This is a genomic window from Desulfofarcimen acetoxidans DSM 771, from assembly GCF_000024205.1.
In the GTDB taxonomy this organism is placed as follows: Bacteria; Bacillota; Desulfotomaculia; order Desulfotomaculales; family Desulfofarciminaceae; genus Desulfofarcimen; species Desulfofarcimen acetoxidans.
This window is the reverse complement of sequence record NC_013216.1, coordinates 1671527-1693796: the sequence shown is the minus strand read 5'-3', so window position 1 is coordinate 1693796 and position 22270 is coordinate 1671527. Positions and strand designations below refer to the sequence as shown.

Annotated in this window: 21 protein-coding genes and 1 riboswitch; of the genes, 3 read left to right on the top strand and 18 right to left on the bottom strand. The window is 42.1% G+C overall.

Annotated features, from left to right (window positions below; translation table 11 throughout):
* Window positions 1–230: 230 nt before the first annotated feature.
* Together abc-f and DTOX_RS07875 are read right to left on the bottom strand one after the other, a co-directional pair.
* The gene (gene abc-f, locus DTOX_RS07880) at window positions 231–1718 is read right to left on the bottom strand and encodes a ribosomal protection-like ABC-F family protein (protein ID WP_015757181.1); all 1488 of its coding nucleotides are present in this window, start codon (window positions 1716–1718) and stop codon (window positions 231–233) included.
* Between the two features lie 425 nt (window positions 1719–2143).
* Window positions 2144–3067 carry a radical SAM protein gene (locus tag DTOX_RS07875; RefSeq protein WP_015757180.1) on the bottom strand — a complete coding sequence of 308 codons (924 nt, stop codon included), beginning with the start codon at window positions 3065–3067 and terminating at the stop codon, window positions 2144–2146.
* Window positions 3068–3477: 410 nt separating this feature from the next.
* Between DTOX_RS07875 and DTOX_RS07870 the strand changes: the two genes are divergently transcribed.
* Window positions 3478–4506 carry a uroporphyrinogen decarboxylase/cobalamine-independent methonine synthase family protein gene (locus DTOX_RS07870; protein WP_015757179.1) on the top strand — a complete coding sequence of 343 codons (1029 nt, stop codon included), beginning with the start codon at window positions 3478–3480 and terminating at the stop codon, window positions 4504–4506.
* A 144-nt stretch (window positions 4507–4650) separates the two neighbouring features.
* Here the strand turns inward: DTOX_RS07870 and hcp (DTOX_RS07865) are convergent, their stop codons facing one another.
* From hcp (DTOX_RS07865) to DTOX_RS07790, 16 genes are all read right to left on the bottom strand, one after another.
* Window positions 4651–6279 carry a hydroxylamine reductase gene (hcp, locus tag DTOX_RS07865; protein WP_015757178.1) on the bottom strand — a complete coding sequence of 543 codons (1629 nt, stop codon included), beginning with the start codon at window positions 6277–6279 and terminating at the stop codon, window positions 4651–4653.
* Window positions 6280–6321: 42 nt separating this feature from the next.
* Complete coding sequence (locus DTOX_RS07860; RefSeq protein ID WP_015757177.1) at window positions 6322–6507, bottom strand: DUF362 domain-containing protein; 186 nt, start codon at window positions 6505–6507, stop codon at window positions 6322–6324.
* 3 nt (window positions 6508–6510) lie between these two features.
* Window positions 6511–6945 (bottom strand): RrF2 family transcriptional regulator, encoded by a 435-nt coding sequence (locus DTOX_RS07855; RefSeq protein ID WP_015757176.1) that lies wholly within the window; start codon window positions 6943–6945, stop codon window positions 6511–6513.
* 216 nt (window positions 6946–7161) lie between these two features.
* Window positions 7162–7818 (bottom strand): nitrite/sulfite reductase domain-containing protein, encoded by a 657-nt coding sequence (locus tag DTOX_RS07850; protein WP_015757175.1) that lies wholly within the window; start codon window positions 7816–7818, stop codon window positions 7162–7164.
* A gap of 269 nt (window positions 7819–8087) precedes the next feature.
* Window positions 8088–9545 (bottom strand): IS200/IS605 family element transposase accessory protein TnpB, encoded by a 1458-nt coding sequence (locus tag DTOX_RS07845; protein WP_015757174.1) that lies wholly within the window; start codon window positions 9543–9545, stop codon window positions 8088–8090.
* Entirely contained in the window at window positions 9502–9702 is a 201-nt protein-coding gene (locus DTOX_RS24195) for a recombinase family protein (protein WP_242652568.1), read from the bottom strand. Before DTOX_RS24195 ends, DTOX_RS07845 begins: the two co-directional genes overlap by 44 nt.
* A complete protein-coding gene (locus tag DTOX_RS24190; protein ID WP_242652567.1) occupies window positions 9692–9937 on the bottom strand; it encodes a MerR family DNA-binding transcriptional regulator in 246 nt (81 codons plus the stop codon). Before DTOX_RS24190 ends, DTOX_RS24195 begins: the two co-directional genes overlap by 11 nt.
* A 173-nt stretch (window positions 9938–10110) precedes the next feature.
* Window positions 10111–11094, bottom strand: coding sequence for a sulfite reductase subunit C (gene asrC / locus DTOX_RS07835; RefSeq protein WP_015757173.1), 984 nt, complete (start codon window positions 11092–11094; stop codon window positions 10111–10113).
* A gap of 16 nt (window positions 11095–11110) precedes the next feature.
* A complete protein-coding gene (gene asrB / locus DTOX_RS07830) occupies window positions 11111–11905 on the bottom strand; it encodes an anaerobic sulfite reductase subunit AsrB (RefSeq protein ID WP_015757172.1) in 795 nt (264 codons plus the stop codon).
* Complete coding sequence (gene asrA / locus DTOX_RS07825) at window positions 11905–12918, bottom strand: anaerobic sulfite reductase subunit AsrA (protein WP_015757171.1); 1014 nt, start codon at window positions 12916–12918, stop codon at window positions 11905–11907. Before asrA ends, asrB begins: the two co-directional genes overlap by 1 nt.
* A 99-nt stretch (window positions 12919–13017) precedes the next feature.
* Window positions 13018–14646, bottom strand: coding sequence for a hydroxylamine reductase (gene hcp / locus DTOX_RS07820; RefSeq protein ID WP_015757170.1), 1629 nt, complete (start codon window positions 14644–14646; stop codon window positions 13018–13020).
* A gap of 298 nt (window positions 14647–14944) precedes the next feature.
* Complete coding sequence (locus DTOX_RS07815; protein ID WP_042315565.1) at window positions 14945–16165, bottom strand: multidrug effflux MFS transporter; 1221 nt, start codon at window positions 16163–16165, stop codon at window positions 14945–14947.
* 57 nt (window positions 16166–16222) lie between these two features.
* Entirely contained in the window at window positions 16223–17479 is a 1257-nt protein-coding gene (locus DTOX_RS07810; protein ID WP_015757168.1) for a stalk domain-containing protein, read from the bottom strand.
* 632 nt (window positions 17480–18111) lie between these two features.
* On the bottom strand, window positions 18112–19392 hold the full coding sequence (bzaB, locus tag DTOX_RS07800) for a B12 lower ligand biosynthesis ThiC-like protein BzaB (RefSeq protein WP_015757167.1): 1281 nt from the start codon (window positions 19390–19392) through the stop codon (window positions 18112–18114).
* Between the two features lie 27 nt (window positions 19393–19419).
* Window positions 19420–20718 (bottom strand): phosphomethylpyrimidine synthase ThiC, encoded by a 1299-nt coding sequence (gene thiC, locus DTOX_RS07795; RefSeq protein WP_015757166.1) that lies wholly within the window; start codon window positions 20716–20718, stop codon window positions 19420–19422.
* A 24-nt stretch (window positions 20719–20742) separates the two neighbouring features.
* A complete protein-coding gene (locus tag DTOX_RS07790; RefSeq protein WP_015757165.1) occupies window positions 20743–20940 on the bottom strand; it encodes a hypothetical protein in 198 nt (65 codons plus the stop codon).
* A 69-nt stretch (window positions 20941–21009) separates the two neighbouring features.
* Window positions 21010–21185, bottom strand: a riboswitch (cobalamin riboswitch).
* 350 nt (window positions 21186–21535) lie between these two features.
* Between DTOX_RS07790 and DTOX_RS07785 the strand changes: the two genes are divergently transcribed.
* Entirely contained in the window at window positions 21536–21802 is a 267-nt protein-coding gene (locus tag DTOX_RS07785; protein WP_015757164.1) for a PqqD family protein, read from the top strand.
* Window positions 21803–21836: 34 nt separating this feature from the next.
* The gene (locus DTOX_RS07780) at window positions 21837–22268 is read left to right on the top strand and encodes a lasso peptide biosynthesis B2 protein (protein WP_015757163.1); all 432 of its coding nucleotides are present in this window, start codon (window positions 21837–21839) and stop codon (window positions 22266–22268) included.
* The last annotated feature ends 2 nt before the right edge of the window (window positions 22269–22270 follow it).

The following is a 22270-nucleotide window of genomic DNA, read 5'->3' as shown; positions in this document are numbered from 1 at the left end:
TTTTCAAAGAGGCAAGAGGCTATCTCTGGTCATTATCTGAATTCCCATAATTTGTTCTATCAAAATAACCGGCTTCCCACAACATATTCTAAGCCTGCATAAAGCTGATTAACATTTGCTTCTTATCCAAATTCAAGCCAGCCAGCGTTATACAGTGTAAAAACTTTTTTGTTGATCCGTATTACAAAAAAATCAACTCCTCATGTTCAGTAAATATTTTCTAAATCTCACTATAGCCCATGCATATTTACAAACTTTGTCGCAATATTCCCACAGAATGTCCTATCATGCTCTACAAACAAAATAGTCGGTTGGTGTTCAAGCAACAGATCTTCGATTTGTATACGGGAAATTACATCAATATAGTTGAGTGGCTCATCCCAAATATACAGATGCGCTTGTTCACATAGACTTTTGGCAATCAGCACTTTTTTCTTTTGGCCATCGCTGAAAGTTGACATATCCTTTTCAAATTGAACCCTGGAAAAACCAAGCTTTCTTAAAATAGCTTTTAAAAGACTCTCCTCAATCCCGTTATTCACAGCATAACCAGCTAAATTACCCTGAAGATGCGACGTGTTCTGTGAAACATAGGATATTTTAAGCTGACTTCCTTTCCTGAAAGTGCCTGTAAAGCTTATATTTTCATTACAAATAAGTTTGATAATACTTGACTTTCCTGAGCCGTTTTTACCAGTAAGCGCAATTCGATCACCTTGCTCAATAATAAAACCTACATCTTTGCAAACCATCTTTTCATTATAAAATATTGACACATTTTCAAGCTCGGCAAGTCGCATTTTATGATAAACAAGTTGAGGAATCTTCAGGCTGTCGGAGTCTTCAATATTTTTGAGAAGTTTAGACTTTTCCTCAATAGCAGATTGCTGTCTGGTTTCGATTGACTTGGAGCGTTTCATCATTTTAGCGGCCTTATGGCCAATATAACCCTTATCCACCTTGGAACCTGAATTTTTTGTTCCCTTTTTTGTTTTTTCCACTTCGTGCGACCAGTTACTCGTCCGTTTAGCAGAATCAGACAAGCGTTGAATGCCTTTTTTAAGTTTTTCGTGCTCCGCAAGCTCAAAATTATCCTGCCTTTTTTTATTTTCCCACCAACAGGAAAAATTGCCTTTTTGGATTTCTATATTGGTTTTATTAATTGAAAGAATATGATCAATACAGTTATCAAGAAATGCTCTGTCATGTGATACCAGAATAAAACCTTTTTTGGTGTTGAGATAATCACTGACAAGTTTTCTCGCAGTAATGTCAAGGTGATTGGTCGGCTCATCAATTAAAAGAAAATTATTTTCCTTAAGAAATAAAGTGGCAAGCAACACTTTCGATTGTTCTCCGTAGGACAATGAATCAAAGGGACGATATAAAATATTCTCAGAAACCTCCAGCAATGAAAATTCACGCATCAATTTCCAATGAAGATATTCCGGAAAAATATCACTGATTACATCAAGGGTATTGTTTTCCTTGTTTACTACTTTGAAAGGAAAATATTCAAAGCTGACATTTGCAGCAATATTACCGCTATATTCATATTTACCAAGCAACAAATTGAGAAAGGTTGTCTTACCCCTGCCATTTCTTCCCGTAAATCCTAATTTCCAATCGGTATCTATTTGGAAACTCACGTTTTCAATTATGTTTTCATAGCTGCCATCATAGGCAAACGTCAGGTTTGCAACATTTATTAACGACATAATTTTATCCTCCTGCGAATAATTAAGAGCTGCAAGAAAGTTAATTCTTACAGCTCTTAATTACACAGCAAAGCCAGACCCATATAGGGGCATGGCAAGGATGTATTATTTGAGTGAAAAGAAATAGTAACTTTCTTGCATAAGCACAACAAAACAAGCGGTTTCCGCCGCCGTTTCCGTAATTTCATTATGCTTTATATAATTAGCAAGAAAAATTACGCATCTTTCCATCTCCAATCTCTAATTGTTAATTTTCATTTTATTATATAACCTTGAAAAATGCAACGTGGACAATACATATAATTTTAGTTAACAGAAAATTAGCTTTTTTAGATAATTTTTCAAAAACCGCCCTGTAAAAATCAGTGCTTTTTCATTCTATAAAAATGAAGATTCCTGTCAGCTAGTCTGGCTTTTTCTCCATACTAAAACTTAGAGGTTCCATACATCTGGTCGGGAACCAACGTCTCCGGGAAACGCTCTCGCAAGGCGAAACGGGCGGTGTAGCACAAATGGCAAGCGTCGGCATACTCATCAAAGTGAGGCAATGAGTAGCGCTTCACCAGCTCAACCGGACCTCCGTTCAGCAGGGGACCAATGATTGGATGCTCATTCGGACGATAGTCGGCACAAATTTCCTTTAAAGGTCGGTGAAACAGGTTGCCGATAGAGATGCCCTGGCAGACATGAAGATACCCAAACGGATCCAGGTGAATCCTACCAGGCTCGCACAGGTCTTCGCAAGGACATTCGCCAAATTCCGTCCAAGACCGCCAGGCAGCCCGCATGGCGAGATTCTCAGCCGCCCGACCGCGATACATAATCCCACTCTCGCTTTTTTCAGCAGCTTCAGCAGCGGCTGTTGGCTGGCCCGCAGAGCAGCTCTGCTGTGGCGCCTCCGGCTGGGCGATGCTGATCATTTCGATGGGCAAACCCAATCTTTCGGCGGCCTGAGTGGCGTTCTTCATTTGCAAGCTTATCACCTCGTCGTAATGGTACAGATCGCTGCTTACGGATAGGCTGCTCACCAGGCCGGCAAAAGGACGCAACCACCCCAAGGCGTCCTCAAAGCTGGTTGCCCAATATCCGTTCGTGACAATGCCAACTCGAAAACCCGCGGCTGAAGCTTCTCGCACAGCCTCCAGCAACACCGGGTAAAAAAGAAATGGCTCTCCACCTTCGAAATAAATCCATTCAAGCGACCCGACCGCTTCAGCTTGCCGCAGAATTTCTCGCAGCTGTTTCAGGGACAGTGTGCCGCTCTGCCAGGGACTGCCCCAAACAAAGCAATGGTCGCACTCAAAGGTGCATCGGTAGGTCAAGAGTATATGCAATCCGGTGAGTTTCATAGTATTCTCCTTTATTCAGCAAAATAAGATATGCAAAATGTACAGGCTGTCCGCCTAACATCGCTGCTCTTTTTTAATATGTTTCCCAAACAAAGCAATGAAAAACATTTTAGTAAGCCTCTCTATATTTGGATACTTATATTTTACTAAAATCAGTATTTAACAACAATATAAATTTGGATTATTATTCTATAAAAGAAAAATAAAAGTTAACTCTCTACTGAACTTGCCTATCTAAAGTAATCCTGCGTCAGCACCTAAAAACATCTCCATTAAACAACTGTGATCAATATCACACCTAACTATTGACATACAGCACATGAAACACCTTTCCAAAATGATAATATTGAAATAATATAGAAGATGGGATGGAGAATTTAAATAAAAGATTAAGAGGAGAAGGTGATATAATGAATTTAACCGGCAATTGCATGACAACAGCAATGGGTGTCATGCCTCATACCGATGTAGAGAGGGCTATAGAAATTGCTTTAACACTGGATATTCCTTATTGGCCCCAGCTACCCAAATTTAGCTTTAAGGAAGATATGTATGCTCAAATAAGTGAACACTTTCCGGGAATTATACTTGACGAGAAAGAAGAAAAGATTCGGTTAGATGTACAAGCATTCTATGAAAACCTTATTACCTATATCGAAAATAGTGAAAATGAAGATTACTTTAAACTGAGCAGCGATTACTCTGTTTCACTAAATAAGTTTTTACAGCAGGATCTGAGCCGCTACTCTACTATCAGAGGTCAAGTAATCGGACCCGTAAGTTACGGATTAAAAATATTTGATCTGGATTTAAAACCTATTATCTATACCGATGAAGTACGAGTCTTATTGTTTGACTTTATTGCCAGAAAAATAAATACACAATACAGCCAACTGACGGAAAAAAATAAAAACGCCTTTGTTTGGGTCGATGAACCCGGTCTTGAATTTATTTTTGGCTCTTTCACCGGTTACCCCAGCAGTAGAGCAAAAGAAGACTATACGCAATTTCTGGCAAGCATTAAGGGTCCACGGGGGGTGCATCTCTGTGGAAACCCTGACTGGTCTTTTCTGCTTAAGGAACTTGAACTGGACATACTTTCTGTTGATACCTTCGGTTGGGGTCATATTTTCACCAGATATGTTGCTGATGTAAAAGCTTTTCTCGAAAGAGGCGGTATAATTTCATGGGGTATTGTACCAACACTAACAGAAGAAATATCCCAGGAAAGTATTAATTCATTGATAGATAAACTTGAGACATTCTGGAATTATCTATCCGATCACGGCATAAATAAGGAACTAATCTTTAAAAATGCCTGGCTGGCACCGGCACGATGCTGCTTAATTAATGCCGATAAAATGATAAGCGTTGAGCGGGCATTTCAAGTTCTAAAAGAGATTTCCCTTAGACTGCGGGATAAATATAAGTTATACTAATCTAAAATTAAGGGACTGAGGATTTCAGTCCCTTAATTTTTTAATAATAATGAATATTCTTACTTTAAAATAGAAGGCTCAAAAAGAGATCCGTTATTTGGTTCTCTTTTTGAGCTCCTATTAATCTAATATTATTATAATAAATTACTTCAGAATAGCAGCCAGATCCTCTTCCGGTGTAGTGATGGTCTTGATATCAAAGTTCTTAACCAGTACATCCAGCACGTTCGGGCTGACAAAGGCCGGCAGGCTGGGGCCTAAGCGAATATTCTTAATTCCCAGGTGTAACAATGTGAGCAGAATTGCTACGGCTTTTTGCTCGTACCAGGAAATTATCAGTGAAAGCGGCAGGTCATTGACCCCACATCCAAAAGCGTTAGCCAGAGCCACAGCAATCTGAATAGCCGAGTAGGCATCATTGCACTGTCCTATGTCAAGCAATCTCGGAATACCCCCGATATCACCCAGCTGTTTATCGAAGAAGCGGAACTTGCCGCAGGCTAAGGTCAGGATAACTGTGTCCTTAGGTGCTTTTTCCACGAAATCGGCATAGTAGCTGCGTCCTGACTTGGCACCGTCACATCCGCCAACCAGGAAGAAGTGTTTAATAGCGCCACTCTTCACTCCCGCGATTACTTTGTCCGCTACGCTTAAAACTGTATTGCGGGCAAATCCCACCATTACGCTGCCTTTATCTTCATCCGACTCAAAACCGGGCATGGCCAGAGCTTTTTCTATAACCGGACCAAAGTCGCCGTTTTTTACATGCTGTACACCGGGCCAGGCCACCAAACCGGTGGTAAAAATATTATCGGCATAAGACTTCTGCGGTTCCTGTATACAGTTAGTGGTCATCAGGATAGCACCGGGAAACTCAGCAAATTCTTTCTTTTGATTTTGCCAGGCAGTCCCGAAGTGACCGTAGAAATGTCCGTATTTTTTCAATTGGGGATAACCGTGGGTTGGCAGCATCTCACCATGGGTGTATACATAAATGCCTTTTCCTTCAGTCTGCTTGAGCAGCTCTTCCAGGTCTTTAAGGTCATGGCCGGAGATGAGAATGCACTTACCCTTCTTATGTCCCAGAGGAACTGTTGTAGGTACCGGGTGTCCGTAGGTGCCGGTATTGGCTGCATCCAGCAGTTCCATAACTCTTAAGTTAATTTCACCGCATTTCAATACCAGGGCTATCCAGTCGTTTAGGTTTAACTCCTTATTGGCCAGAGCTGCCAAGCCTTCATGGATAAAGGCATAAACTTTATCATCCTCCTGGCCCAGGATATGAGCGTGGTCGGCATAGGCTGCCACACCTTTTATACCATAAACCATAATTTGCTGCAGGGATTGGATGTCAGGATCGGCATCATGATCATTAATTATACCAACTAACTCACCTTGTTTAACCAAACTCTCCAAATCGGAAGTAGGTACGAAGTTGGCCGCGGGATCCGTAAAATTAATTTTTCCGCCGGCCTGGGCAACTTTTTCTTTTAACTTTGCAGTAAGTTCAGCACAAGTATTAATGAGTACTTGTAACCGCTTTGGGTCAAAATTAACATTGGTCAGGGTAGAGAATACAGCTTCACAGGTTAAAGCGTTTACTTCCTGATCTATTACACCTACACGGCGACCTTCATTAGCATACAGAGACATCCCTTTGACCGCATGCAGCAGTAAATCCTGCAGCGCCGCTACTTCGGGCTTCTTCCCGCAAACTCCTATAACAGTACATCCTGTTCCTTTAGCTGTTTGCTCGCATTGATTGCAAAACATTATAATTCCTCCCTTTATTTTTGATTTAATATAATTTGCTAATTAATTATCAATTAGTTTAATAGAGCCGGTTGGACAATTCTCCTCACAAGCGCCACACTCAAGACAAGCCTCGGGATTTATTACCTTAGAATAGTCAGTTACTTCAAAAACTTTGGGCTCAGCCGGGCAAACTTCAAAGCAAGTGGCACAAGCAACACAGGTTTCGCTATTCACAACGGGATACATATTTTACACCTCCTCTACTCTCTTTTCCAGGCGTAATTTATTTTTTATAATATCTGCAAATGTTTCTCGGGAAAGTTCCCTTAGAACCGCTTTTTGTGTTCTCTGCAGTATTTTATGGATACTGCAGAAAGGTTTATTACTACATTGGTAATTTTCACCCAGACAAACATTTAACATTAACGGTCCTTCGATGGCAGCCATTACATCAGCTACTGTTAGCTTGTCACTGGGTCGACTTAGTCTTACTCCGCCATTAGTACCCCTCTGGGTAACAACTATCCCGCTTTTATTTAACGCCTGAACAGTCTTCTTAAGAAACATTTCCGGGATATTGAGTTTATTTGCTATTTGTCTAATAAGAACAAAATCACCGAAGGGTATTTGGGCAAGTTCTATAACAGCATGTATGGCATATTCCGTTTGTCTGGTTATCTGCATTCTGTCTTACCTCTAAAGGATTAATATGATATTTTTGGTCCCCTTGCAAAACTTCCTTAACTGCTTCTAATTATAAAGCACCCTTCATTAAGATACAGTGATTAGAAACGTCTCGCACTGTGATATTGATCACAATCCGCTCAATCATAAGTGAATGCATGAACTGTTTCGCAATATTATAAAAACAGAAGACCTTCCTGGGAAGGTCTTCTGTTTTTATAATATTGCTTTTTTGAATTCTTCAATTCCAATTCTCTCGATAAACCTTGCAGTTCTTTCCTTCTTATTTGCATTTTCCTTATAATAATTTAAGCATTTCTTAGCAAGTTCAATAGCTTCCTCATTAGTCAGATTCTCAGCGATTACATCACCGATACGGGGACGGGCACCCGAATTCCCACCAAAAATAAATGTCCAACCACTTTTTTTACCTATTAGACCGATATCTCTGACACGAGATTCGCCGCATGTGTTGGGACAACCTGATATACCAATCTTGGCTTTTGCCGGCAGTTCAAGCTCAATATTAACTAACATCTTTTCGAGACTCATACCAAGCCCCAAAGAGTCTTGTATACCAAATTTACATACAGCGGTACCGGGACATGCTTGGACATAATGCACACAAGGTTCAACTGCCGGTCCTATTTCAGTACCCAAGTCACTCCACACATTATCAACAATTTCTGGCTTCATACCCACCAAAGCCATCCTTTGACCGGATGTAATTTTTATAATCGGAATATTATACTTTATTGCGGTATCAGCTATAGTTTTCATTAATTCCGGTGTAATGAGTCCAAGGGGCGTTTTGGGAACAATAGCATATGTTTCCTTATCCCTCTGAATAAATGAACCTTTAGGTGTAGTCATTTATTTCTACCTGGTTTCTAAAACCTACTAAAAACTACAAGTAGTTTTTTCACCCGTCCGACAAACGGGTGGCAGTGTCACAGGATTCAACTGCTAGGCCATAGGCTCTCGCCTATGTTCCGGGTGGTCTCCTCTAAAAAAGTTTCCCCGCCACTGCTTAAAGCGAGTGTACTACCCGGAGAAGGTGTTACCTCCGCCTGTGTTCCGACTTGCGGCAACAGCCTTTCGCTGCGTGTACTGTGCCGCCCGCAAAATTTATAGCAAAGGGATTAACCTATACCTAACACATTTTTCCGGTGAATCTGCCATGAAACCAGGCTATTCACCCTCTTCCTTTTCGTGATTTTTTTAATCTTGGCCAGCACAGACTTTTTAACTGCTGACCATTGTTTCCAATTTGCCATTTGTTTAAATTCAGGTTTCTTTTTAACCAGTTTATCAAGCAACATCTTGGGTATCTTCTCATGATAAAAGCCCAAGCCACGCCGGGCTATGACATAGCCTGCCGCTTCGTGAACAGCTATGCCGTACATGTGCTGGTATTTTAGGATGCCTATGACCGAAGTAAAAGCCGGTTTTACCTTTAATATCGGCACTCCCTCACGGGCAGCACACCGGTCAACTGCTTTTAGAAACTTCGACCAGACAAAACTGTGACTCATTCGGTTAAACTTGGCCGTTACGGACTTGTCATTTTTAAACTTCAAGTCCTCTACCGCCAGAGCGTAACCTTTTTCTTTAGCTCGGAGGATCACTTTCTTAGCCATTTCGCAGGTCTGGTTATTTCTCCGGTTTGTTCTGGCATAAGTCCATTCGCCTTGGACAAGCCATTCACTGCCCCGGTATTGCCCCAGACAGTCTGCCTGGGTTACGCCTAATCCGTCCGGATTGGTGTCTACACCAAACGCACCCTTATGGTTATATGGCATCGGAACTTCTTCTTCAATACTCACATGGACGTAATATTTACCGTCTCTGCGGAGGATTTCTACCTGATAGGCACTGCCTGTTTTAAGATAATCCAAAACCATTTGCCGGTAGTTGATACCGTTAATCTTGCCGGCCTTTTTCGATGGCTTTTGAGATAAATAGATCGGCACCGTTATGCGGTTATACCGAACGGATTTCCCTTTCTGTACCGGGTCGGCAGCTATATCAAGATAGATTTGGTCTTGGCCTTTGTATATGCGGGTATTTAGGTTGCCGCCTTTGGTTTTATCTCCCCGTGACAGATAACGGTTACTTCTGACTTCCTGCCACTCTTCTCTGGTAATATTGCCTTTGCAGCGTTCTTGAAAGAGCTTCTTTCCTCCGAATACAACAGGCGGAAAAGTATTGTTATCCAGGTGCTTTTGCCAGAAGGCCAGTTTACGCTGTTCCTTTTCTAACCGTTTTTGCAGTTTGGCAATCTTAGACAGTGATTTAGCCTTGGCGATACGCTTTTCTGTAAATTCAACCTTTGCTTTGGCGTTTTCATAGTGCATCTGCACTAATTCATATTGGCTTTTGATTGTGGTCTGGGCATCATATACTGCATCGTTAGCCTGCCGGGAGTTAAGTCTGAACTTTCCTTGTACAGTTATACGAATGTCCTGTACTTTCCATCCGTCCAGCAGTCTTTTAAATGCCCAACGAACTGCGGTACAGTAACGATCCATGAGGTTATCAATGTATTCTTTCTGTTTAGCTGTCAGTTCCAGGATTATTCCCATCGCCGTTGTCTTCACTGGTAGTCACCTCGCTTTCAATGACCTTTGACAGCTTTTTTGCTACTCTGCCGCCACGTTTTTCATTTAAACCACTGGCAATATCATGAAAAACAGCCTGAATAGCATATTTGTTATTTGATGCATATTCTAGTAAACCTTCCCGTTTATCGATCAAGATTCCCGGCATCAACCTGTTTTTGTGTAGATACCCTGGCGTAGAGAAATACGGTATTTTGAATTCGGATATATTTTTTGCCCTCAAAGGATTCTACTTGGGATATTTTATAGCGGCGATGGCCAGTAGGAGTTCTTTCTGGAACTAATATCTTTTTCTTTTCCCAAACACGTAAAGTATTAATACTAATCCCTAAATATTTAGCTGCTTTGCCAATACTTATACGGTTTTCCATCCTAATCACCTACCAAAATTATATCATATTATGGCAGGTTTTTTGATATTAATTTAGTTTTCTAGTAACAGTTGCATCCTCCATTATATAATTAATCCATTAAATAAAATTATATAAAATAACATATAAAAAGACAATAAGTTATTTACGAAATGCAAGTAAACTTAATAGCGCTATTGCCGGCTGGGGCTGTCATTTTCATAACCGCCAAAGGAGATAAATTTAACTGACTTGGCCTTTTCTCCGAGTTCCACATTATCCAAAACCTCTTTTGAAAATACTTGAAAGCCTGTCCTGTCCACAATATAACCAACATGCTCTTTAGGCAAACTTTTATCAATATGTCTTTCTATATAGCTGTACATATTTTTGATTACGCTTAGAACAACATCTTCCGTCACCCATTCCAGGAAAGGACGAGCTATACGGGGATTCTTTTTACCGGTACGCCCCATGATAACAACACGGTAGTAGTTATCACCCCTTACCCAGGCTGAACTCGGGCATTTTAAGATACACTCACCACAACCGATACAACGTTTTTCGTCGCGTTCTACCTTGTAATTGATAAAACTTAAGGCACCTGCGGAAACTTTACTGCAATTGCTCACACATGCCTTACAACCAATACAACGCTCCCTCCGGTAAACCGGCTCCACCATACCCATAATTCCGACATCCTGCATATGGGCTTTTATACAGTCATTTGGGCAGCCCGATACTGCTATTTTAACATGATAATCATTGGGGTAAATAAGACTTTCTATTTTTTGAGCCAATTGTGCAGTATTATAATTAGCAAAAGGGCAGACTTTATTGCCTATACAAGCCGATACATTTCTGGTACCGGCAGCCGGGTAACCGGCAGTTGTATCATCAATTTCCACACCCAGTTCCTTTTCCATACCCTGCAGGATAGGGGAAATTATTTCGTTTATTTCATCTATGTCATTCATTGATATCCCCGGGACTTCAAAACCCTGTCGTGTAGTTATATGCACAGTCCCGTCACCGTACTTTTCAGCTATTTTTTTTATTATGTCGAAATATTTAACGTCCAGGCAGCCGCCGGGCACCCTGATACGCAATGCAGTTATACCCCTTTCCTTAGTAATTCGGTAGGCATTCTTGATGAGCTTTTTTGTATTAACAGACAACCTTCTCCCCCCTATCTCAGTCAATTAAACGTTTTGCCTGAACATAATTTATAACCGGTCCCTCCAGACACACATAGGTATTATCTATTTTACAGTGGCCGCATTTTCCTATACCACAGCACATTTTTCTTTCAAAGGAAAACCAGATATTTTTCTCCGGTATTGATTTATTGATAAACTCCAGAGCAGTGAATTTCATCATCAGAGGCGGGCCTACGATAATAACACGGGTATTGTCGGTATTTTCTATGGTTAATTCTTTAACTAAATTAGTAATCAAACCTACACGACCGGACCAACTGCTATCACCTTTGTCAACTGTGACCTGAACGTTAAATTTTTTAGACCATTCCTGCAATTCAGCTTTAAATAATACATCTGCCGGGGTTTTAAAACCAGCCAACAGGTCCAGCTTATCAATATCACCGGGATTACGGCAAAAATTATTTATAACACTTTTTACGGGGGCCAAGCCCGTGCCACCTGCTGCTATAATCAGGCGCTTACCTAAAAAAGCGGCCAGTGGGAAGCCTTTGCCATAGGGACCTCTGATAAAAAGAGAATCTCCCACTTTTAAGTCGTGTATAAAATTCGTTACCTTGCCCACTCTCCGGATGGTTAGTTCTAAATATCCCTCCCCGAAATCACTGACAGAAATCGGGCATTCACCAACCCTGGGTACTGATACCTCCAAAAACTGACCGTTAAGCGGTTTTACATCTGCCTCCAGGGTAAAAGTATAGTCTATTTCCGTTTGCCGATTTATGTTAAGTATTTTTGCCCGATGCGGTGCGTATACATTTACAGCCATTATTCTCCCCCCTCAGTTGATGTCTCATATACTTTATTAATAATGCCGGGAAAGGAAATATACTCCGGGCATACATCATCACACCTGCCACAACCAACACACATATCAAACCCGAAACGCCGCCTGAAATCGTAAATTTTATGCATTGCCTTAAATCTCATGCGATCACCTTTCGATTGCCTAAAGCCATGTCCTCCAGCCATTTCCGTAAATCCATCTATCAGGCAGCCGGCCCAAACCCTTTGTCTCTCCCCTGAGGCAGGATTGTCCCGGTAAAAAATGTCCTGTACGGTAAAGCAGCTGCAGGTAGGGCAAGAGATGTTACAGCGACCACAGGCTATACACCTTTGGTTATATTCATCCCACATGCTGCTGTTATATAACTTTTCACTAATATCAGACGGTATTTTAACCTGTATAGTGTTATCACTGACAAAGTCAGGCACAGGGTCTTTACATGTCATTCCATAATGATTAAATACTGATAAGAAATCATTATCTTTTACCTGGCAGAATACAGTATCATTTTCCTTCCTAACAAATACAGAATATTCTTCCGTACGGTTAGTATTCATGGACACACAAAAACAGCTGGAAAAACTCTCTGCACATTCCATCAGGAAAAATTTAACCTTTTTTCTTAATTTCTCATAATAATTATCCTTGTAGGGTCCGTTCTCCAGGAAAATAGCGTCTAGCCGTTTAAAAGCATGTATATCACAGGCTCTAAGAAATATGATAATTCCCCGCTCATCAATTGCCGGTTCACGGTATTCTTCTTCTGTAAAGTAAAACATTGTCTGGTTAATGGGAAATACAATCTCCTTAGCTGAAAATGATGTTTTTGTATCAAAAATGATATCATCAATATAATTAATTTCACCATATGCTACCAGGTCGGTGTCGGAAAACTTTCCAGCACCCTTATATAGCTTGGGTGCAAAAATTCGGTTGCTTTTTCCCAGTTTTTTTAATAATAAATTAAATTCATCTTTTGCCATTTGAAATCCCATTTTGAATCCCTCCTTAGAGGCTAAATAGAAGGCTCAAAAAGAGAGCCTTTAATGACATCTCTTTTTGAGCTTCCTTTAATTAATACTATTATAATTGAATTACTTCAGGATGGCAGCCAGATCCTCTTCCGGTGTAGTGATGGTCTTGATATCAAAGTTCTTAATCAGTACATCCAGCACGTTCGGGCTGACAAAGGCCGGCAGGCTGGGGCCTAAGCGAATATTCTTAATTCCCAGGTGTAATAATGTGAGCAGGATAGCCACAGCTTTTTGCTCGTACCAGGAAATTATAAGTGAAAGCGGCAGGTCATTAACTCCACATCCAAAGGCGTTAGCCAGAGCCACAGCGATCTGAATAGCCGAGTAGGCATCATTGCACTGTCCTATATCAAGCAATCTCGGAATACCTCCGATATCACCCAGCTGTTTGTCGAAGAAACGGAACTTGCCGCAGGCTAAGGTCAGGATTACTGTGTCCTTAGGTGCTTTTTCCACGAAATCGGCATAGTAGCTGCGTCCTGACTTGACACCGTCACATCCGCCAACCAGGAAGAAGTGTTTAATAGCACCACTCTTCACTCCCGCGATTACTTTGTCCGCTACGCTTAAAACTGTATTGCGGGCAAATCCCACCATTACGCTGCCTTTATCTTCATCCGACTCAAAACCGGGCATGGCCAGAGCTTTTTCTATAACCGGACCAAAGTTGCCGTTTTTTACATGCTGTACACCGGGCCAGGCCACTAAACCGGTGGTAAAAATATTATCGGCATAGGACTTCTGCGGTTCCTGTATACAGTTAGTGGTCATCAGGATGGCACCGGGAAACTCAGCAAATTCTTTCTTTTGATTTTGCCAGGCAGTCCCGAAGTGACCGTAAAAATGCCCGTATTTTTTCAATTGGGGATAACCGTGGGTTGGCAGCATCTCACCATGTGTGTATACATAAATGCCTTTTCCTTCAGTCTGCTTGAGCAGCTCTTCCAGGTCTTTAAGGTCATGGCCGGAGATGAGAATGCACTTACCCTTTTTATGTCCCAGAGGAACTGTTGTAGGTACCGGGTGTCCGTAGGTGCCGGTATTGGCTGCATCCAGCAGTTCCATAACTCTTAAGTTAATTTCACCGCATTTCAATACCAGGGCTATCCAATCATTTAAATTCAAATCCTTATTAGCCAGAGCTGCCAAGCCTTCCTGAATAAAGGCGTAAACTATATCGTCCTCCTGACCCAGGATATGAGCATGGTCGGCGTAGGCTGCCACACCCTTTATACCATAAACCATAATTTGCTGCAGGGATTGAATATCAGGATCCGCATCATGATCGCTAATCAAACCAACCTGTTCACCTTGTTTAACCAAACCCTCCAAATCGGAAGCAGGTATGAAGCTGGCCGCGGGATCCGTAAAATTAACGTTTCCGCCGGCCCGGGCAACTTTTTCTTTTAACTTTGCAGTAAGTTCAGCACAAGTATTAATGAGTACTTGCAACCGCTTTGGGTCAAAATTAACATTGGTCAAAGTAGAGAATACAGCTTCACAGGTAAAAGTGTTAGCTTCCTGGTCTATTACACCTACACGGCGGCCTTCAGTGGCATATAGAGACATTCCTTTGACCGCATGCAGCAGTAAATCCTGCAGCGCCGCTACTTCGGGCTTCTTCCCGCAAACTCCTATAACGGTACATCCTGTTCCTTTAGCTGTTTGTTCGCATTGATTGCAAAACATTATAATTCCTCCCTTTATTTTTGATTTAATATAATTTGCTAATTAATTATCAATTAAGATATTATTGCTCCATGAAAATTCCTTTAACTGCTTTTGATTATATAGTAAACTTCATCAGTATGAAGTGATCAGGAACGCATCACATTGTGATATTGATCACGCAATTTCTAATGTTAATAAAAGCTTTTTAAAAACTCATAAGTATTCATTAAGAAAGCCAAATAAAAATCCAGCAAACCTTAAAAGCCTGCTGGAGACGAAAGTATAATTTATGTTAAATTATTGCACCGGTTTTATACTATCTGCGACGCCTCAGTACCGCGTAAAGGAGGAGCGAACTAACATCAGCAGTTGCTATAACCACTCCCATCGGTACGGCTGTACTATTGCCACCAAGACCAACGAGCGGAGCCAAGAGCGCACCGAAAATAAACGAAAGCAAGCCAAGCATTGCCGAAGCACTGCCGGCTAATCGTCCGTAATTTTCCATAGCTAACGATGAACCACTGGTACCCACAATTCCTACGCTGGACACAACTACAAACAGGGAAGGAAGGATTCCCCAAAGTCCTACTCCCATGAGAATCATAATCAGTAAACTCATGCCACCAATTGAAGCCATGCCAAGCCCAATGACAAATAATTTGTCGACACTTATTCGATCGGCCAACCTAGCAGTAATTTGACCTGCTGTAATAATGCCCAGTCCATTAATTGCAAAAAAGACGCTAAACAACTGCGGAGTAGCGCCAAAGATATCTTGAATAACAAAAGGGGAACCTGATATATATGCAAACATGGCGGCAACCACGAGACCTTGAGGCAGAGCATAACCCATAAAAATAGGGTCACAAATCAGGTCACGAAAGCTTGATAATGTGTTAATTATGCCGGACTTTGAGCGACGGCACACAGGCAATGTTTCAGGCAAACCAAATAGAACTGCCAGCAGCATAAGAAAACCGAATATACTCAGTACAATAAAAACACCTCGCCAAGAGGTAAACTGCAATAGTTGTCCTCCTAAAATCGGCGCAAGGATTGGAGCAGCACCATTAACTAACATTAACAGAGCAAAAAATCTAATCATTTCAATTCCTGAGTATAAATCCCTAACAATAGCACGAGAAATTACTATCCCTGCGGAGCCGGCCAATCCCTGAAGAAACCGCATAAAAATCAAAATCCAGATGGAGGAGCTAACGGCACACAATAGCGATGAAATAAAAAAGATAAACAACCCAACAAGAAGAGGGGTACGACGACCTTGTATATCACTTTGCGAGCCTGCAAGCAATTGGCCCAGTGAAAGCCCGAGCAGGCAAGCTGTCAGGCTAAGTTGAGCTATTGATGTACTCGATGACAGTTCCTTGGCCAAAGAGGGCAGAGAAGGCAAATACATGTCGATTGACAGTGGTCCAAAAGCAGACAGTGAGCCCAATATAATAGCCATCCACAACCGCCGTGATTTTGGTAGTAAAGGTGTAGAAATGTTTAAATCATTAGCATTGTCATTCATGTAAATATTGCAACTCCCATCCCAATTAACAGAAATGTTTATGTGTTCTAGCTTGTCTTATCTCGGTTGGATGGTTGTTCTAAAAGCATCCCATGTTTCATTAGTAACCAGACCCAGTCGCCAGAGGGCTATGCCTCCCAGATTGTATCGTTTGGCAATGCCTGCCTTGGTAATTACGCTCTCAGGATTTTCACTGGGTATGGAGATGCCAAGGATTAATTTTTGGGACGGGACAACTGCCTTAGCCATTTCAACAGCCTGGGTAACCAGGTTTACCGGTTCAGGTTTAGCCCCATAGTCATAAGCCATAATGATGATCCGGTCGGCAAGCTGTCCTAGTGCATGGTAGTCGTAACCCTTATAAGCACTGTTGGGGGCGTGGAGTGTTAAGGTTAATCCCAGGTTTGCGGCCTTTAATTGTTCTGATAGCAACCGGACAAAATCAGTAAAGGCGTCTCTTTCTATCGTAGATTGATTCCCGTTAGACTGTAAACCTAAACCCTCAAAATCAAGGTTCACGCCACTGTAGTTTTTTGCTTCTATTACAATGTCACTAATTGCTTTGTTAACTGCATTCTCATTAGTCAGCAGTGTAACAATAGTTCCGTCACCATCGGCTACGTGTATTACCATCTCGGTCTTTAGACCGAATTCTTTAACTGATTTAATTACATCATTCCAACCATCCGGCCTCTGCCAGCCTGTTCTGCTTTTAGTGAGGAGATTACCTTGCCCGTCCATGCTATACCACCCTGCTGCTATTTCGCTTACCAAATCAGTATTTCCTTTATCTGCCTCAGGGTAATTCTTACCGAATAGATTCTTCCAACTGCTTGTCTCTGTATCACCTAGAGCATAAAACCCAATTACGCTCATGGATTGACGCGGGGAAGTAATTTTTACACCATAAGTGTCATCCCATAACACACTGCATGAAAAGGCTTCGCTAAAAAATCTGAGTGGGATAAAAGTTCTGTCGTTAATAATTAGCGGAGGTACATCCAGTTTTATAGGTACCTCATTGCGATAAGCAGTCTTATTGTTAATATAAAGCTTGATATTGGCCGTATCATTCGAAGCGATTACGGACTGGGTGGTGCCGTCCCAGGCTACTGTTACATTTAGGGCCTCTGCAATGGCACGGAAAGGAACCAGGGTGCGCTCGTTTTGTATTACAGGCTGAACGTCAAATTTAATTGGCAACCCGTCAAGCAGTACCGGAATACTTTTTGTTTGTTCTTGAGCAGAAGCAGGTGTTAAGCCTATTCTCAAGATAAACATGAACAAGAGTGTTAATAGCAGCAGTTTTTTCATAGTGTTCTCCTTTTTTGATACATGTAGTTATTTATAGAATATAATATAGTTTTCGACAAAAATGCATTATATCCTTCCAGGTGATTCGCATAGAGAACAACCAGGAAATAGTATGCAACTTAATGCCCACAGGTACAGGTTACTCTAAACAGAAGCACTTAATAACTTAGATAAGATGCTAAACTTAATGCAGAAACTCCGGCCTCCCAAAACCAATATGCCAATAAATCACGGTGCTTTATTGCCGAGATTTGGCTGAGCTGCAGGTAAAACATCCCAGCCATCAATTAAACCTAATACAATTGCCCCCAGCAAAAAGGAGCAAACCGTAAATATCAATGGTAAACAAGTACCTACCCAGATTAGATTTTGGGATATTATGCCGGAGGGATCAGCCAAAGAAGAAGAAAAACCGAAGGTGAGATAAGCCTTCGGTTTTATCTGTTTATTTAATATGCATATCTTAAAAGATGCAAAATGCTCCGTGTTCCAAGGAATAACCCCTGTTTTTTGCAAAAAATTAATTATCTATAAAACATTAAGATATATAATTAATGAAGCTTGGCTTTAATGGACAATCATAGTGATCCACTGCACATTTCTTATTACTGAAAAAAGTTCCGGCCAAGTGGCTACGAGATACCAAAATAACGGGCGGCTTCCTGAACAGCGCAGTCTTTACCGCAGGCTGCACACAAGTGCTGTCCGCAGCCCTTTTCCTTAGCGGCAATCAATTTATCCGGCGCCAGAGCCGCTTTGATCTGACGGTCAATATCCATGGCTACACGAGCACTGGCCATTTCATTTTCTCTTGCAATAGCCTGTTTGTGACCTCTGGCTACATCGGCAATCTGTGCCGCTATTCTGGTGGTGATGACGCCGACACGCACATCTTCCTCCAAAGGCAGGCCCAAATGCTCTGCCGGAGTCAGGTAGCAGAGGAAATCTGCACCGCAGGAACCGGCAAAGGCACCTCCGATGGCACCGGTAATGTTGTCGTAGCCCGGGGCAACATCCGTCGCCAATGTACCCAGGATAAAATAAGGCGCGTTATTGCATATTCTTTTTTGGAGCTTCATGGTAGCTTCTACATGATTAAGGGGCACATGCCCCGGTCCTTCTACCATAACCTGAACGCCGGCGGCCTGAGCGCGTTTAGCCAGATCACCCTGCACCAGCAGTCCCTGCATCTGAGCACCATCCAGAGAGTCTGCCGTTGCGCCGGGACGAATGGCATCGCCCAAGCTCAGAGTGACGTCATAGGCTTTTAATATCTCCAGAATACGATCATAGTGCTCAAAGAGGGGATTTTCCTTTTTGTTGTGCAGCATCCAGCCGGTGATGAATGCACCGCCGCGACTGACAACCCAGGTTACACGACCTGTTTTTTGCATTACTTTCAACACAGAATTATTAAATGCACAGTGGATCGCCATAAAATCCATACCTTCCGCTGCCTGTTTTTCGATATTGTCCAGAATATCCTTGGGACGCATTTCTACCACGCTGCCATATTTTTCAATGGCTTCCTGTCCCGCTTGATAAATAGTGGTACAGCCAACGGCTACCTTGGCCATGTCCAAGGTTTGCCTGCGCATGTCATCAATGTTGGAGCCGGTACTTAAGTCCATGAAGCTGTCGCAGCCGGCATCCTGTGCTGCTTGCAATTTTCTGGCTTCCATGGCCATATCATCACGGTTGCTGGAGGTGCCGATCAGAGCATTGACCTTAACCCGCATACCCTCCCCGATACCGCAATATCTGAAGGGCTTACGGTTAATATTTCTGGGAATGACAACGCGTCCCTCTGCCACTCCTTTTCTAACAAATTCCACATCGACTTGTTCATACAGCGCAACGGCTTCCATTTCTTCCGTTATTTTTCCGGCCCGGGCCTTTAATACCTGTGTCATAATGTCATCCTTCCCCCTTTCAAATCATCAACAGCTGTGCTTGTCAAAATGTAAGTGTTCGGCAATTATTTTCATAGCGCAGAACTTACCGCACATGGCACAGGTAGAAATCTCGCCATCATTTCTGGTCTTCCGGATATATTCGGCATATTCGGGATCGATGGCCAGTCTGATCTGTTCCGTCCATTTTAAATCTCTGCGGGCATTGGACATATCCAGCTCCCACTGAATCGCTTCCGGCATGCCCTTGGCCAGGTCTCCGGCCTGAGCGGCAATACGGGCGGCAATGACGCCCTGACGCACCTGTGAAACATCGGGATTGCCAATATGCTCGGCAGGGGTAACGTAACATAGGAATTCAGTACCATACCAGCTGCTGATAGCCCCGCCAATGGCTGCATTGATGTGATCGTAACCGACAGCAAGGTCAGTCAATAAAGGACCGAAAACAAAGTAAGGCGCTCCCTTGCAAAGGCTTTTCTGCAAGGTCATGGTATCCTTAATATGATTAAGCGGCATATGTCCGGGCCCTTTGATCATAATTTGCACACCGGCTTTACGAGCCCGATCTACTAACTCGCCTAACATGATCAGCTCCTGCACCTGGGCTCCGTCCAAGGAATCCGCCAAGCAGCCCGGGCGCATGCCATCCGCCAGGCTAAGTGTCACACTATATTTCTTCGCGATCTCCAGAATGCGGTCATAGTTTTCATAGAGAGGGTTTTCCTTTTTATGATAAACCATCCAGCCTATGATATGTGAACCGCCATAGCTAACCAAAGGGTCTATGCGACCTTCATTTTTAGCACGTTCAATAGTTTCAAAGGTAGTTGCACAATGCAGTGCCATGAAATCCACACCATCAGATGCTTGACGTTCTATAACCTCGAGCATCTGTTCCGGTGTCATTTTCAATGCAGAGCCGTATTTCCGACTGGCTTCGGCTACCGTCTGGTATAGAGGCAGGGTACCTACAGGCACCGGCGATTCTAACAAAATAGCCCTGCGAGCACCATCCATATCTCCGGCAATACTGAGATCCATGATCGCATGAGTCCCGGCGGTCAAAGCTGTCTGCAGCTTTTCCAGTTCATAAGCCACAGTGCTATCCTTGCTGTCCAGCCCGATACTGGCACTTACTTTTGTTCGAAGCCCCTTACCGATTGCCATAGGCTTCAGTCCTTTGTGCGAAGGGTTGCAGGGTACCACGATAGTGCCATCATTAATTCCTTGTCTGATCAATGCTGCAGCTACCCCTTCAGCGGCTGCAGCAGCTTCTATTTGCTCTGTTGTAATTCCTTTTGTCGCACCCTCTAAAAATGTCATATTTTTCCTCCTATAATTCAGTCATCAATTTTTACATTCAATAATAAAATCCGGCAGCCGCTCCGCAATTAATAAACCAATTAAGAAGAAATAAGACATAGACCGCGCCATAACCTTATCGTCTTCTATACTGTTTATGGCAATGGGAATCTCGGTAAGAATTCTAATACAAACATGAATTACATATATTACCACACCTCTATCTTCATAAAATAAATACAAAAAGCCCGCATCCTAAATGGGTGCGGACTTTACCATTATCCTCACAACTGCCGGCTTATTCGCGAAGCCAACAACGGACTCTTACAGGCAGGTCTCCTGACTCAGGATCATTGCAACTTTGTCCCTTCCCCCAAAAGGAGTGGTAATGACAATTGCTCCCCAATACAGTGGCGGGTCCATCCGGGAATCTCACCCGGTTCCCTATTCTCCAACAAATTGTTGGCACCTGTAAAACAAAATATACGTTTCTTCATAAAGAATAACCCAATATTTCGGTTCTGTCAACTATGTAGAATATGCTTATCACAAAGCATCCAAGTATCTACGTATTGCCAGCCACCCGGATTATCACCGAAATCCGAGGAAACCTCATTATCAAAGGGAACTCTTCTTTCCTGTCAATTGAGATATTGTCAATATTTTTGGGCCTTTTGTCAGTCTAAACTCAGATTAAGTTACTTGAGGTGGTGAACCTCGTTCCTAAGCTCAATGGAAATATATCCTGTAATTGGTACTCACACATTATATTGTGATGAATAAATTAAATTTAAAGATTTTAAGCTAATAAATTTTAAAAAAGAGAGGATTACACTTTATGAAGTCGGTCCCTACGAAAAATAGAGATATCATTTGGCAGTTTCTAAAAGGAGAAGCTGTTCTTTTAAATCCTATTGATGGCAGTTATTTTGGTCTTAACTCAGTAGGCTCTTCTTTTTGGGAAAAGGTAGATGGAAAAAAAACTATAGAAGAAATTCTTGATTTACTTTTACAGGAGTACATGGTTGAACGTGATGTGCTTGTTCGCGACATTGAAGAGTTTGTACATAGTATGGAGGATAAGGGGCTAATTTCGCTCAAATAATCACACAAACTATTTGAATAAGGGGGAGCATAGATTGTGGAAAAATAAGGGGTATTATTTCCCGAAAGATATAGGGCTACTGGCAGGCCTCTTTATTCTTCTTGTTTATTATTCACTACTGCTTCGTTTTGCTTCAATACAAGACATTTTAAACAGAATTACTCGATTAAAAAACAGTCCTAAAAAGCGTGATTCAATCATTGATCCTGAAATAATGCTGGATAAAGTGTGGAGAGGGTGCAATTTTTTTCTTAGACGAGTCTTTCGCAGCACAAAACCATGTCTTAGGAGAAGCCTGGTAATGTATGACTTGTGCTGTCGCTACGGTATCAAGACAAATATAATAATCGGTATCTGTAAGGAAGGAACATCGATTAACGGTCACAGCTGGATTTTAATTGACGGTATACCTTTTAAAGATGATATAGAATTGATAAGAAAATACACACCTATGCTGGAAAGGTAAAA